At 56.3% G+C, this 13,415-nt stretch carries 10 protein-coding genes; 8 read left to right on the top strand and 2 right to left on the bottom strand.

Going from position 1 to position 13,415, the window contains the following annotated elements; all coding sequences use genetic code 11:
- Positions 1–186: 186 nt before the first annotated feature.
- The 3 genes from murQ (at position 187) to tadA (ending at position 2,559) form a co-directional block, all read left to right on the top strand.
- Positions 187–1,104 (top strand): N-acetylmuramic acid 6-phosphate etherase, encoded by a 918-nt coding sequence (gene murQ, locus EPIR_RS12780; protein WP_048697592.1) that lies wholly within the window; start codon positions 187–189, stop codon positions 1,102–1,104.
- A 243-nt stretch (positions 1,105–1,347) separates the two neighbouring features.
- Entirely contained in the window at positions 1,348–1,920 is a 573-nt protein-coding gene (gene yfhb, locus EPIR_RS12775) for a phosphatidylglycerophosphatase C (protein WP_420834762.1), read from the top strand.
- A gap of 138 nt (positions 1,921–2,058) precedes the next feature.
- Positions 2,059–2,559 (top strand): tRNA adenosine(34) deaminase TadA, encoded by a 501-nt coding sequence (gene tadA / locus EPIR_RS12770; RefSeq protein WP_023655843.1) that lies wholly within the window; start codon positions 2,059–2,061, stop codon positions 2,557–2,559.
- Here the strand turns inward: tadA and mltF are convergent.
- The gene (gene mltF / locus EPIR_RS12765) at positions 2,527–4,008 is read right to left on the bottom strand and encodes a membrane-bound lytic murein transglycosylase MltF (protein WP_023655842.1); all 1,482 of its coding nucleotides are present in this window, start codon (positions 4,006–4,008) and stop codon (positions 2,527–2,529) included. The genes tadA and mltF overlap by 33 nt on opposite strands.
- 269 nt (positions 4,009–4,277) lie before the next feature.
- Here mltF and purL point away from each other — a divergent pair, with 269 nt between their 5' ends.
- From purL to glnB, 5 genes are all read left to right on the top strand, one after another.
- The gene (gene purL, locus EPIR_RS12760; RefSeq protein WP_048697559.1) at positions 4,278–8,162 is read left to right on the top strand and encodes a phosphoribosylformylglycinamidine synthase; all 3,885 of its coding nucleotides are present in this window, start codon (positions 4,278–4,280) and stop codon (positions 8,160–8,162) included.
- Between the two features lie 591 nt (positions 8,163–8,753).
- On the top strand, positions 8,754–10,193 hold the full coding sequence (locus EPIR_RS12755; protein ID WP_023655838.1) for a sensor histidine kinase: 1,440 nt from the start codon (positions 8,754–8,756) through the stop codon (positions 10,191–10,193).
- Positions 10,184–10,906 (top strand): two-component system QseEF-associated lipoprotein QseG, encoded by a 723-nt coding sequence (qseG, locus tag EPIR_RS12750; protein WP_023655837.1) that lies wholly within the window; start codon positions 10,184–10,186, stop codon positions 10,904–10,906. Before EPIR_RS12755 ends, qseG begins: the two co-directional genes overlap by 10 nt.
- Positions 10,903–12,237, top strand: coding sequence for a two-component system response regulator GlrR (gene glrR / locus EPIR_RS12745; protein ID WP_023655836.1), 1,335 nt, complete (start codon positions 10,903–10,905; stop codon positions 12,235–12,237). The genes qseG and glrR overlap by 4 nt, the downstream gene beginning before the upstream one ends.
- A gap of 135 nt (positions 12,238–12,372) precedes the next feature.
- Positions 12,373–12,711 (top strand): nitrogen regulatory protein P-II, encoded by a 339-nt coding sequence (gene glnB, locus EPIR_RS12740; protein WP_004159160.1) that lies wholly within the window; start codon positions 12,373–12,375, stop codon positions 12,709–12,711.
- A gap of 115 nt (positions 12,712–12,826) precedes the next feature.
- Here the strand turns inward: glnB and pdxH are convergent, their stop codons facing one another.
- Positions 12,827–13,408, bottom strand: coding sequence for a pyridoxamine 5'-phosphate oxidase (gene pdxH / locus EPIR_RS12735; RefSeq protein ID WP_023655834.1), 582 nt, complete (start codon positions 13,406–13,408; stop codon positions 12,827–12,829).
- Between the last annotated feature and the right edge of the window lie 7 nt (positions 13,409–13,415).

Genomic DNA, 13,415 nt, shown 5'->3' with positions numbered 1-13,415 from the left:
CCTCTCAGGTACTCGGGTTCGTCATCATGCATTATCGCTAAAGATCACTGACAGAATACTCAGTCTAACTCGGCATTCTAGGGTTTCCATAATTAAACACGTTAAAATGGCTGACGGTTGATATTAAAACCGGTGGATGCAGATATAGTCATCGCTGGATAAATAAAACAGGTAGAAAAAGAAATGATGAATCTTGGCTCACTGATATCCGAAACGCGTAATCCCGAGACGCTCGATCTTGATAATTTGTCGACGCTGGCAATGGTTACCAAATTTAACCAGCAGGATGCCACCGTGGCGGGTGCTGTCAACCTGACCTTACCGCAGGTGGCTGAAGCCGTCGATGCCGCTGCTGCCGCACTTTCTGCGGGCGGGCGTCTGATTTATATCGGAGCCGGTACCAGCGGTCGTCTGGGCGTGCTGGACGCCTCGGAGTGCCCGCCAACCTTCGGGATACCGCATGGCGTGGTGGTCGGGCTGATTGCCGGAGGGCCAGCCGCACTGGTGACGTCGATTGAAGGCGCAGAAGATGACGAACAGCAGGGCGTCAGCGATCTACAGACGGTAAATGTGAGTGCTAACGATATGGTGGTCGGGCTGGCGGCGTCCGGGCGCACTCCCTATGTGATTGGCGCGCTGCGCTATGCCCGTCAGCTGGGCTGCCGCACCGCTGCGATATCCTGCAACCCGCACTCACCGCTGGCCCTCGAAGCCGACATAGCGATCTCGCCGGTGGTCGGGCCGGAGGCGCTGACCGGTTCAACCCGTTTGAAGTCGGGCACTGCGCAAAAGCTGGTGCTTAATATGATTTCTACCGGGGCGATGATAAAAATCGGCAAGGTATATCAGAACCTGATGGTGGACATGCGGGCGTCGAATATCAAACTGGTCGACCGCGCACGCCGCATGGTCTGTGAAGCCACCGGCTGCGAGGTGCAGCAGGCAGAGAACGCCTTGCAGCAGACGCAGTATGAGGTGAAAACGGCTATCCTGATGTTGCTGACGGATCTGTCCGCCGAACAGGCGACGCAGAGTCTGGCAACGCACGCTGGATTTTTACGTGCGGCATTACAGAGCCATAGCCAGCCGCAGGCACATCAATAAATGCGGCGTGAGGGGATTAGCGCGGTCGTCATTAGCTATGCTAAGGTTGCCGCCCGGATGACTGGCGCAAACCGCCGCTGTCGGTAATATATGCGTATTTGGCCGCACGGCAAATTGCAGCAGTCTGTGATTTGCCGTGCGTCTGGTTTATGGGTTAATGGCCCTGAGGAGTATGGTTTGACAACCGCTGGTGAAAGACGCGTGGTCTTTTTTGACCTTGATGGCACCCTGCATCAACAGGATATGTTTGGCACTTTTATGCGCTGGCTGTTGTGGCGTCAGCCGCTTAATCTGTTGCTGGTCGTCCCATTACTGCCGCTGATTGGTTTGGGTCTGTTGATAAAGGGCCGAGCGGCGCGCTGGCCGATGAGCCTGCTACTTTGGTCAATCACCTTCGGTCATACGGAAGCGCGTTTGCTGCAACGGGAAGAGCAGTTTGCCCATTGGTTTCGTCAACGCGTGACGGCTTTTCCGGTGGTGCAGCAGCGGCTCACCGACTATTTGAGCAGTGAAGATGCCGATGTCTGGCTGATCACCGGCTCACCCCAGTCGCTGGTGGAGCGGGTCTATTTCGATTCCGCTTTTCTGCCACGGGTCAAACTGATTGCCAGTCAAATGGCGCGAACCTGTGGTGGCAGAGTACTGACGATGCGCTGCCTGGGCCATGAAAAGGTGGCGCAGCTGGAAGAGCAGATCGGTACGCCGCTACAGCTCTACAGTGGTTACAGCGACAGCAAGCAGGATAATCCGCTGCTGTTTTTCTGCCAGCACCGTTTTCGTGTTACCCCGATAGGGGAGCTTCAGCAGCTGGAATAAACGGATATCCGTTTTATCCGGCTGGCGACATCAGTGGCTCTTGGGCCAGCTCGTGAGATTTCCTGGTTAACTGCTGGCCTGCAACCCCGATCGTTTCGGTATATAATGTTGCGTTTTTTTGCTGGGCTGGAGACTTGGGTGACTGACCAAAACGATGAATACTGGATGCGCCACGCGCTGCAGCTGGCTCGCCGAGCCTGGAATGAGGGCGAGGTGCCGGTGGGTGCGCTGCTGGTGCTGGATGGTCAGGTGATTGGCGAGGGATGGAACCGGCCTATTGGTCATCATGACCCGACGGCGCATGCTGAAATGATGGCGTTGCGTCAGGGGGGGAAGGTGATTGAGAATTATCGTCTGCTGGACACCACGCTGTATGTCACCCTTGAGCCTTGCATCATGTGTGCCGGCGCGATGGTGCACGGCCGTGTCGGGCGGCTGGTATATGGTGCGCGTGATGCGAAAACCGGTGCGGCAGGTTCATTGCTTGATGTGCTGGGGCATCCGGGGATGAATCACCAGGTGCGGGTGGACTATGGCGTGCTGGCCGATGAATGTGCCGCAATGCTGAGTGAGTTTTTTCGCCAGCGGCGGGCAGAGAAAAAAGCGCTACGGCAGCGGCAAAGCACTGACGGAGTTTAAGGCAACATTTGCTTCTACGGCCGGATAAGCTTGGCTAAGCTCGGTCTCGGTAGCCACTTTCTGCGCCAGTTTCCTCTGCCGGTCCTGCAAATACCCGACCAGGCTTAGCTGATATTTGCGGATATTTTCCACGTAGGCGTAAGCCTCATGGCCGCGCGCATACCCGTAGGTTGTCTGGCTGTAGTAGCGTTTCTGGCTGAGCATCGGAAGCCGGACTTTGACATCGGCCCAGCTGTTCGGATCGCCCTCCTGTTTTTCCGTCAGCTTGCGCGCGTCAAGCATATGGGCGTAGCCCATGTTGTAGGCAGCCAATGCAAACCATATTCGCTCATCTTCAGGCACCCCCGGCGGGACTTTTTCCATCATGTGCGTCATATATTCGCTGCCACCACGAATGCTCTGCTCCGGGTCGGTTCGATCGCTAACGTTCAGGCTGTCTGCCGTACTGCGCGTCAGCATCATCATGCCACGCACCCCGGTGGGGGAGGTCGCCTGCGGATTCCAGTGCGATTCCTGATACGAAATCGCCGCCAGCAGTCGCCAGTCAATCTTCTTCGCATATTTCTCAAACAGCTGGCGGATATCCGGCAGCGTTTCGTCGACAGAGCGCAAGAAAGTGCGGGTATCGACATAATCAAACGTGCCGACATGGCCGAGGTATTTTTCATCAAGGCGGGTTATAGCACCTTCTTCTGACATTTGGCTGAAGAAATCGAGCATTGCGGCGCTCAGGCTGTCATTCGCTTCCTGCTGAATGTACCAGGTGACGGCTTCTTCTTCAGTAATATCAAATGCTACCGCCAGCTGTGGGTGGATACGCTGCATCAGCCCGATCGATATTGAGTCGGCTATGGTGTAGTCGAGCTTGCCGTCAGCCACGGCCTGTAATAAGCCGTCCGGCGTCCGATCGGTTGAGATCGCCCAGTCGAGATCCGGGTACTGACGATCTTTTATCTTTTGCAGCGACGACAGGTAGGCAGAACCGGAAGCCACCGTCAGGCGGCCTTTAAGATCGCCGAGGTTTTTCGGTCGCGGTGTGCCGATGCGGTACACCAGCTGCTGTGAAACCGAATAGTAAGACGGGCCGGCACGGAAGCGCTTCAGCCGCTCACTGTTGTAGATTAAACCGGCAGCCAGTACATCAGCCTTATCATCAGCCAAATCCTCAAACAGATCGGCCAGATTCGGACGCACGGTGACCGCAAGCCTGACCCCTAAATAATCGGCGAAGCGTTTTGCCAGCTCGTAGTCCATACCGGCCGGAGATTGATTAACGGTGTAGTAAGTCAGCGGGGAGTTTATGGTGCTGATCCGCAGCACTCCGCGCGATTTAATCTGCGCGATGCGGTCGGTTGAGCCGCCATACCACGGGATCGATGGCCACAATGCCAGCGCAAGCAGTACGGTGATTAGTCCGATCAACAGATAATTAAACCTAAAGCGTTTCAAATAGTTATCTCTCGATTTTTCTCAGGTGTCTGTCTTCTAAGGCAGTATTTATGGTTTGTAATCGCCCCTGAGCGTGGAGCATTTTGCTCAACTACGGGCAGCGGCGCAACAGAATTCGACCACTTTCGGGTGTTTTTTAGGCAACGCTTGCCGCCATTAAATTCTGCGCAAACGGTTTCGTAACGGGTGGGGATTCTTTATAATAGCGCCGGTTTTCCCTGTTGCGCCCAATGAAGCGTCGCCCGGCGCTTCGAGACGAGAGATCTTTAATGATGGAAATTCTGCGTGGTTCGCCCGCTCTGTCGGCATTTCGTATTAACAAACTGCTGACCCGCTTTCAGGACGCTCACCTGCCGGTGAGTGATATTTACGCCGAGTACGTCCATTTTGCCGATGTCAGTGCGCCTCTCAATGCGGATGATAAATCACGTCTGCAGCGCCTGCTAAAATACGGCCCCTCTCTCGCTGAACATACCCCGGAAGGCCGTCTGCTGCTGGTGACGCCGCGTCCTGGAACGCTCTCTCCGTGGTCTTCAAAAGCGACGGATATTGCCCATAACTGTTCACTGCCACAGGTGATACGCCTGGAACGCGGCATGGCCTTCTATGTTAAGGCTCCGCAGTTAACGCAAGCGCAGTGGGAGCAGCTGGCTGCACTGCTGCATGACCGCATGATGGAAACCGTATTCAGCGATTTCCAGCAGGCGGAAGCGCTGTTTGCACACCATCAGCCCGCTCCGCTGCAAAGCGTCGATGTGCTGGGCGAAGGCCGCAACGCGCTGGTTCAGGCCAATATCAAACTGGGCCTGGCCCTGGCGGAAGACGAGATCGACTACCTGCTGGCGGCGTTTGAAAAACTGGGGCGCAACCCGAACGATATAGAACTGTATATGTTTGCTCAGGCTAACTCCGAGCACTGCCGCCACAAAATCTTCAACGCCGACTGGATTATTGACGGTGAGCAGCAGCCTAAATCGCTGTTTAAGATGATTAAGAACACCTTCGAGAAAACCCCGGATCATGTGCTGTCAGCTTATAAAGACAACGCGGCGGTAATGGAAGGCTCGACGGTGGGGCGTTTTTACGCCGACCCGCAGGGGCACTATGACTTCCATCAGGAAGATGCGCACATTCTGATGAAGGTGGAAACCCACAACCACCCGACCGCCATCTCCCCGTGGCCGGGAGCCGCGACCGGTTCCGGCGGTGAAATTCGTGATGAGGGCGCGACCGGGCGCGGCGCGAAACCGAAAGCGGGCCTGGTCGGTTTCTCGGTATCAAACCTGCGTATTCCTGGATTTGAGCAGCCCTGGGAAGAGGATTTCGGCAAGCCTGATCGCATCGTCACCGCGCTGGACATCATGACCGATGGTCCATTGGGCGGGGCGGCCTTTAACAACGAATTTGGTCGCCCGGCGCTGAACGGTTACTTCCGCACCTATGAGGAGCGGGTAAACAGCCACAACGGTAGCGAACTGCGTGGCTACCACAAGCCGATTATGCTGGCAGGCGGTATCGGTAATATCCGTGCCGATCACGTTCAGAAAGGCGAAATCAGCGTGGGGGCCAAGCTTATTGTGCTGGGTGGCCCGGCGATGAATATCGGCCTCGGCGGCGGTGCGGCCTCGTCAATGGCCTCTGGCCAGTCTGACGCAGACCTCGATTTTGCCTCCGTACAGCGTGACAACCCGGAAATGGAGCGGCGCTGTCAGGAAGTGATTGACCGTTGCTGGCAGTTGGGGGAAGAGAATCCTATTCTGTTTATTCACGATGTTGGCGCTGGTGGTCTGTCCAACGCGATGCCGGAGCTGGTAAGCGACGGCGAACGCGGCGGCCGCTTTAATCTGCGCGACATTCTTAATGACGAACCGGGCATGAGCCCGCTGGAAGTGTGGTGTAACGAATCTCAGGAACGTTACGTGCTGGCCGTTGCCCCGGCAAGCCTGGCGCTGTTCGACGCGCTGTGCCAGCGTGAGCGCGCACCTTACGCGGTGATCGGCGAGGCGACGGAAGAGATGCATCTTTCCCTGACCGACAGCCACTTCGACAACACGCCGATTGATATGCCGCTGGACGTGCTGTTAGGCAAAACGCCAAAAATGACCCGTGATGTCACCACCCAGCAGGTGAAAGGCGAGGCGCTGGTACGAGATGGCATCTCCCTTGCCGATGCGGTGCATCGCGTGCTGCACCTGCCCGCCGTGGCGGAGAAAACCTTCCTGATCAGTATCGGAGACCGTTCGGTTGGCGGCATGGTTGCCCGCGACCAGATGGTCGGGCCGTGGCAGATCCCCGTGGCGAACTGTGCGGTGACTACCGCCAGCCTCGACAGTTACTACGGCGAAGCAATGGCGCTGGGCGAGCGCACTCCGGTGGCACTGCTCGACTTTGCCGCTTCTGGTCGTCTGGCGGTCGGCGAAGCCATTACCAACATTGCCGCCACACAGATCGGCCCACTGACGCGCATCAAGCTGTCGGCAAACTGGATGGCGGCAGCCGGACATCCGGGTGAAGACGCCGGTTTGTATGAAGCGGTTAAAGCGGTGGGTGAAGAGCTGTGTCCGGCGCTGGGTATCACCATTCCGGTGGGTAAAGATTCCATGTCGATGAAAACCCGCTGGCAGCAGGGCAATGAACAGCGCGAAATGACCTCACCGCTGTCGCTGGTGATCACCGCATTTGCCCGCGTAGAAGACGTGCGTAAAACCGTGACCCCGCAGTTGCAGACCTGCGATAACGCGCTGCTGCTGATTGATCTCGGTAACGGCGTTAACGCGCTGGGTGCCACCGCGCTGTCACAGGTTTACCGCCAGCTGGGCGATAAGCCTGCCGACGTGCGGGATGCGCAGCAGCTGGCCGGTTTCTATCATGCGATTCAGGCGCTGGTCGCCGACGGCAAACTGCTGGCCTATCATGACCGTTCAGACGGCGGGCTGCTGGTGACGCTGGCCGAGATGGCCTTTACCGGCCACTGCGGTATCGAGGCCGATATCGCCGCGCTGGGCAGCGACAGCCTGGCCGCTCTGTTCAACGAGGAGCTGGGCGCGGTAATTCAGGTTGCCGCCGCGGATGTAGCGGAAGTCAGGCAGGTGCTGGCAGCCAATGGCCTCGGCGACTGCGTGCATCTGCTGGGCAAGGCGGTGAGCGGCGATCGCTTCACCCTCTCCAGTGGCAATTCAGCAGTTTACAGTGAAAGCCGTACCACGCTGCGCACCTGGTGGGCGGAAACGACCTGGCAGATGCAGCGTCTGCGTGATAACCCGGCCTGTGCCGATCAGGAGCATGAGGCGAAGAAAGATGACCGCGATCCGGGTCTTAACGTTGCCCTGACCTTTAAGCCGCAGGAAGACGTAGCCGCGCCATTTATTGCCACGGGTGCTCGGCCGAAAGTGGCGGTGCTGCGTGAGCAGGGGGTTAACTCTCACGTTGAGATGGCGGCCGCTTTCCACCGAGCTGGGTTTGAGGCGATTGACGTGCATATGAGCGACCTGCTGGCGGGACGCCGTGGACTGAGCGATGTTGAGGCGCTGGTAGCCTGTGGCGGCTTCTCCTACGGGGACGTGCTTGGTGCAGGCGAAGGTTGGGCGAAATCGATTCTGTTCAACTCGCGCGTGCGTGACGAATTTGAAACCTTCTTCCATCGTCCACAGACGCTGGCGCTTGGCGTGTGTAACGGTTGCCAGATGATGTCTAATCTGCGCGAACTGATCCCTGGCAGCGAAGCGTGGCCACGCTTTGTGCGCAATCAGTCAGAGCGCTTTGAAGGGCGCTTTAGCCTGGTGGAAGTGGCGGCCAGCCCGTCACTGCTGCTGGATGGTATGGTTGGCTCACGTATGCCGATTGCGGTGGCTCATGGAGAAGGCCTTGTGGAAGTGCGTAACGAGGCGCACCTGGCACAGCTGGAGGGCAAAGGTCTGGTAGCGCTGCGCTTTGTCGATAATCACGGTAAGGTGACCGAGCAATATCCGGCTAACCCGAATGGTTCAGCGAACGGTATCACCGCGGTAACCAATGAAAGTGGCCGTGTCACCATTATGATGCCGCATCCGGAGCGCGTATTCCGCACCGTCAGCAACTCCTGGCACCCGGCAGAGTGGGGGGAAGACAGCCCGTGGATGCGCATATTCCGTAACGCTCGCAAACAGTTGGCATAAGTCAATTTTTTGAAAAGGCTGGATTTATTCCAGCCTTTTTTTTATGGCGTGAGCGTGTTGTCGCAGATTGCCGACATCCTGTTTAGAAAATGTCTCCAAAAAGAGACATTCAGCCTTTTGAATTCACTGGCTTTTTGTGGTTGTCTCTCTCGTTGTCTCCATATGGAGACAGTTCTTGATGTGAAACGCCCAGGTTTTAATACAACTTTGTTACTGCCTTGATAAAAATTCTTTTTTAACAGCTACTTAATTATTTTTCATGCCTGGCACGACAATTGCTTGTATCAAAGCAGTGGCTCATTCACTTGGTTATGACAGCCCTGCGCAAGCGGACAAGTGCCCATAACATTCGAATGATGCACAATACGGTGCCTGTCGTCCACCTCACCGATAATCGTTCACTTTGTGGCGTTATCAAACATCGGACGCAACGTTGAGTTAGGCACCACCTATTTTGTTACGCGGGTTTTCCGGCGTGACGTCGAAAGGCCGGTTCACTGAACCGGCCTTTTTACATTTTGGCCGCAGCGCTTCCTTCCGCGCGCGCACTCAGCTAGCATCGCCATTCGTTCTTTTTAAAGAGATCCTGCCGTGAAGCGATGGCGTCTGTTTCCCCGTTCTCTGCGCCAGCTGGTGCTGATGGCGTTTTTACTGGTGCTGTTACCACTACTGGTACTGGCATGGCAGGCCTGGGAAAGCCTGTCGGCGCTCAGTGACCGCGCGGCGGACACCAACCGCACCACCTTGACCGACGTGCGCAGAAGTGAGGCGATGGCGCGCTCGGCCCTTGAGTTGGAACGCAGCTATCGCCAGTACTGCGTACTGGATGACCCGATGCTGGCGCGCCTTTATCAGACCCAGTACAGCCGCTATTCACAAATGCTCGATGCGCACGCCGCAGTGCTACCGGACATCCGCATTTATGCAGCCCTGCGGCGCGCGCTCACCCAGCTTGGCGGTATGCACTGTGAAAACAGCGCCCCGGTGCGTACGGCGGCGGAACGGCTGGAAGATTTCTCTACGGCCAATGGCCAGCTGGTACGATCAACGCGTGAAGTGGCGTTTGCGCGTGGTTTACAGTTGCAGCGGGAAATTGCCGGGCGCGGGCAGTATTTCGGCTGGCAGGCGCTGATCCTGTTTCTGCTCAGTCTCGGGCTGGTGCTGCTGTTTACCCGCATGATTATCGGCCCGGTCAAAGCCGTAGAGCGTATGATCAACCGTCTGGGGGAGGGGAAGTCACTGGGCCAGAACCTGGCGTTTAAAGGGCCACGCGAGATCCGCTCACTGGGACAGCGTATCCTTTGGCTTAGCGAACGGCTTGCCTGGCTGGAATCACAGCGCCACGAATTTTTGCGGCATATCTCTCATGAATTGAAAACCCCGTTGGCGAGCATGCGCGAAGGCACTGAACTGCTGGCTGACGAGGTGGCGGGGCCGTTGACCGCCGATCAGCGCGAAGTCGTCACGATCCTTAACGATAGTAGCCGCCATTTACAGCGTCTGATTGAACAGTTGCTGGACTATAACCGCAAGCTGGCGGATGGCCCGCTGGAGCTGGAGGACGTTCAGCTTCAGCCGCTTATCGCCACGCTGGTCTCTTCTCACAGCCTCACGGCCCGGGCTAAGCGGGTTTATACTGATATTGATTTGCAGGTAAGCCACTGTCGAGCCGAACCGATTTTGTTACTACGCGCAATCGATAATCTTTACTCCAATGCGCTACACTACGGCGCAGAATCTGGAAAAATTTGGATACGTAGTCGACAGCAGGGCAGTCTGGTGCAAATCGAGGTGGCAAATAGCGGGACGCCAATCCCCGCAGCAGAGAAAACGATGATTTTTGAACCCTTTTTCCAGGGAGGGCTGCAACGCAAAGGCGCGGTAAAAGGCAGCGGTCTCGGCCTGAGCATCGCCAAAGACTGTGTGCGCCAGCTGCACGGGGATTTGCAGCTGATCGACAGCGTCGATGATGATGTGTGCTTCCGCATTGAATTAAACACCTCCGCCGGGAAAGGAGAATCATGCAATTAATCCGTTTTTCTGCCGTATTCAGGCGCGGAAATTTTCGCCGGTTTTTCATCAGCACAATGCTGACGTTCGGCCTGGTGGCTTGCAGCCATAAGCTGCCTGATGATGGAAAGGAGGGGGCGAACAGCGCCCTGACTGAGCCGGAGAACAGCGTTGCCGATTTCCACCTGGTCAGCTGCCAATATATCGGTTCCTATACGGATGATGCGGCGCTGAATAACCCTCTTTACTGGCAGCGCGTCATAGACTGTGCTGCGCGCTTGTCGCCTGCTGTCGCCCGCGCAGAGGCCAAAGGCTTGGCTGCGGATAACTGGCAGAATGCTTTCAGGCAGGCCATATTGTCCAGTCACGGTAATATGACCCCCATTGAACGGCGTCATTTTCTGCAACCGCTGGATAGCTACGCGCAGGATTACCCGGCTTCGGTACGCCCCTTACTGATATTGTGGCGCGAGGGGCAGGTGGCGCTACTGCAATTATCCGCAGAGCGGTCGCGATATGCCGCTTTAGAGCAGAGCGCTCAGGCTGAACGGGACACGCTGCGTGAGCAGCAAACAGCACTGCAAAAAGAGCTGGCCACGACAAGGCGCAAGTTAGATCGATTGACCGATATTGAGCGCCAGCTATCCTCCCGGCGTCCGGCAGATGCCACCGACAGTAATGGTCATGACGCTGGCGCTGCGGGCAATTCATCAGCGGATGAGGCAAATCCATGATCAAAACATCGGTGCGATTACTGCTGGTCGATGATGACCCCAGTTTGCTGAAGTTGCTGGGAATGCGCCTGCGCAGCGAAGGATTTACCGTTGTTACCGCCGCCAGCGGCCCAGAGGCGCTGCGCGTGCTCAACCGCGAAAATTTTGATCTGACCATCAGCGATCTGCGCATGGATGAAATGGACGGCATGGCGCTGTTTGTGGAGATCCAGAAGCTAAAACCGGGCATGCCGGTGATTATTCTTACCGCTCACGGTTCAATTCCTGACGCCGTGGCCGCAACCCGCCAGGGGGTGTTCAGTTTCCTGACCAAGCCGGTCGATCGTGATGCGCTCTATAAAGCCATTGATGAGGCGCTGGCACATCGTGCGCCCGTCGCTGATGAAACTTGGCACGCCAATATCGTCACCCGTAGCCCACTGATGCTGCGCCTGCTTGAGCAGACGCGGATGGTCGCCCAGTCAGACGTCAGCGTCTTGATTCACGGCCAGAGCGGCACGGGAAAAGAGGTGCTGGCTCAGGCGATACACGCTGCCAGCCCGCGCGCAGGTAAAGCCTTTATCGCCATTAACTGCGGCGCACTGCCGGAACAGCTGCTGGAGTCGGAACTGTTTGGACATGCGAAAGGGGCCTTTACCGGCGCGGTCAGCAGCCGCGAGGGGTTGTTCCAGGCCGCCGAAGGGGGAACGCTGTTCCTGGATGAGATTGGCGATATGCCGCAGGCGCTACAGGTCAAATTGCTGCGCGTATTGCAGGAGCGAAAAGTACGTCCGCTGGGCAGTAATCTCAACGTGGATATCAATGTACGCATTATCTCCGCCACCCATCGCGACTTGCCCAAAGCGATGGAGAAAAATGAGTTCCGCGAGGATTTATTCTACCGCCTCAACGTGGTGAGCCTGAAAATACCGGCGCTGCATGAGCGCGCGGAAGACATCCCGCTGCTGGCGTACCATCTGCTGAAGCAGTCAGCTGAAAGGCATAAGCCCTTTGTGCGCAGCTTTTCAACCGATGCGATGCGGCGCCTGATGGCTGCCAGCTGGCCTGGTAACGTCCGGCAGCTGGTCAACGTTATTGAGCAGTGCGTGGCGTTGACATCGTCACCGGTGATTAGCGAAGCGCTGATTGAACAGGCGCTGGCCGGAGAAAACACGGTATTGCCGACGTTTGTTGAGGCGCGTAACCAGTTTGAGCTGAACTATTTGCGTAAACTGCTGCAAATGACAAAAGGCAATGTGACTAACGCTGCACGTCTGGCTGGCCGCAATCGTACCGAGTTTTATAAATTGTTATCCCGTCACGAACTGGATGCGGCCGATTTCAAAGGATAATTTTCAGTGCCGTTACGCGGGTGACTTATGGTAGTTTAGCTGCCTGAAAAGAGAGACAGCGCGCCCGGCGTGACCTGTCCGGCGATGTTAACTGATTGCTCTTCCGCCCGACGGAAGGCGAAAAAAGGGTCTGCCATGAAAAAGATTGATGCAATTATCAAGCCGTTCAAACTGGATGATGTGCGTGAGGCGCTGGCTGAGGTCGGCATTACCGGAATGACGGTGACGGAAGTGAAAGGATTTGGTCGTCAGAAAGGGCATACCGAGCTTTATCGTGGCGCAGAGTACATGGTCGATTTTCTGCCTAAGGTGAAAATTGAAATTGTGATTGCTGACGACATCGTTGATACCTGTGTCGATACCATTATGCGCACGGCGCAGACTGGAAAAATCGGCGATGGCAAAATTTTCGTCTACGACGTGGCACGGGTAGTGCGCATCCGTACCGGCGAAGAAGATGAAGAAGCGATCTAACTGGCCTTGTTCTCAATATCGGAGCCTGACTTATCAGGCTCCTCCAGAACTCTGTCGTGAAAAAGCCGCCGCCGTGGTGTAAGGCCGGGGACGGCGTTTAGCGTGCTCTGCGCGTTCAGGGCTGTAGCAGCTGCCGATGCCAGGTTTGATCCCGTTGGTCATAAAGCTCCCGCAGGTGCAGCCTGTTATCACGGAAGGTCAGGAATTCAATCGACTGCGGCACTACCAACATGCCGCCCCAGCGTGGTGGTTTCTTTATGGGTTGCCCCTGTGCTTCAGCCTGAGCCTGCTGAAATTTTCCTAACATCGCAGACTCCGAGACCAGTGGTTGGCTCTGCTGAAAACAGAGCGTGGCCAGCTGTGCTTCGCGTGAGCGCGAAGACCAGTATTCCTCAGACTGTTGTTCGCTGACTGGCCGGGCGTGGCCCGCAATTCGCACCTGATACCCCAGAGCCTCCCACCAGAAGGTCAGCGCGACCTTATTATTATGGTTAATTTCTTTCCCTTTTTGTGAATCAAACCAGGTACAAAAAATAAAGCCCTCTGGTGCAGCCGACTTCAGGTCAACAAAACGGGCGCTGGGAAATCCATCTTCTGCCACGGTGGAGACGCATACAGCACCAGGATGTTTCAAGTTTCCCTTTTCCTTGACTTCGCTCCACCATAAATGAAATTTAGCGATTGGGTCGTTTTGCATTTAACAA

This window comes from Erwinia piriflorinigrans CFBP 5888, from assembly GCF_001050515.1.
GTDB classification, from domain to species: Bacteria; Pseudomonadota; Gammaproteobacteria; order Enterobacterales; family Enterobacteriaceae; genus Erwinia; species Erwinia piriflorinigrans.
Note: the sequence above shows the minus strand (reverse complement) of the source record. Positions and strands in the feature narration are given on the sequence as shown.

Excerpts from the sequence above, each read along its gene's own strand:
- murQ (WP_048697592.1), top strand. The coding sequence starts at position 187 with ATGAATCTTGGCTCACTGATATCCGAAACGCGTAATCCCGAGACGCTC.
- yfhb (WP_420834762.1), top strand. The coding sequence starts at position 1,348 with ATGTTTGGCACTTTTATGCGCTGGCTGTTGTGGCGTCAGCCGCTTAAT.
- purL (WP_048697559.1), top strand. The coding sequence starts at position 4,278 with ATGATGGAAATTCTGCGTGGTTCGCCCGCTCTGTCGGCATTTCGTATT.
- qseG (WP_023655837.1), top strand. The coding sequence starts at position 10,184 with ATGCAATTAATCCGTTTTTCTGCCGTATTCAGGCGCGGAAATTTTCGC.
- glrR (WP_023655836.1), top strand. The coding sequence starts at position 10,903 with ATGATCAAAACATCGGTGCGATTACTGCTGGTCGATGATGACCCCAGT.
- glnB (WP_004159160.1), top strand. The coding sequence starts at position 12,373 with ATGAAAAAGATTGATGCAATTATCAAGCCGTTCAAACTGGATGATGTG.
- pdxH (WP_023655834.1), bottom strand. The coding sequence starts at position 13,408 with ATGCAAAACGACCCAATCGCTAAATTTCATTTATGGTGGAGCGAAGTC.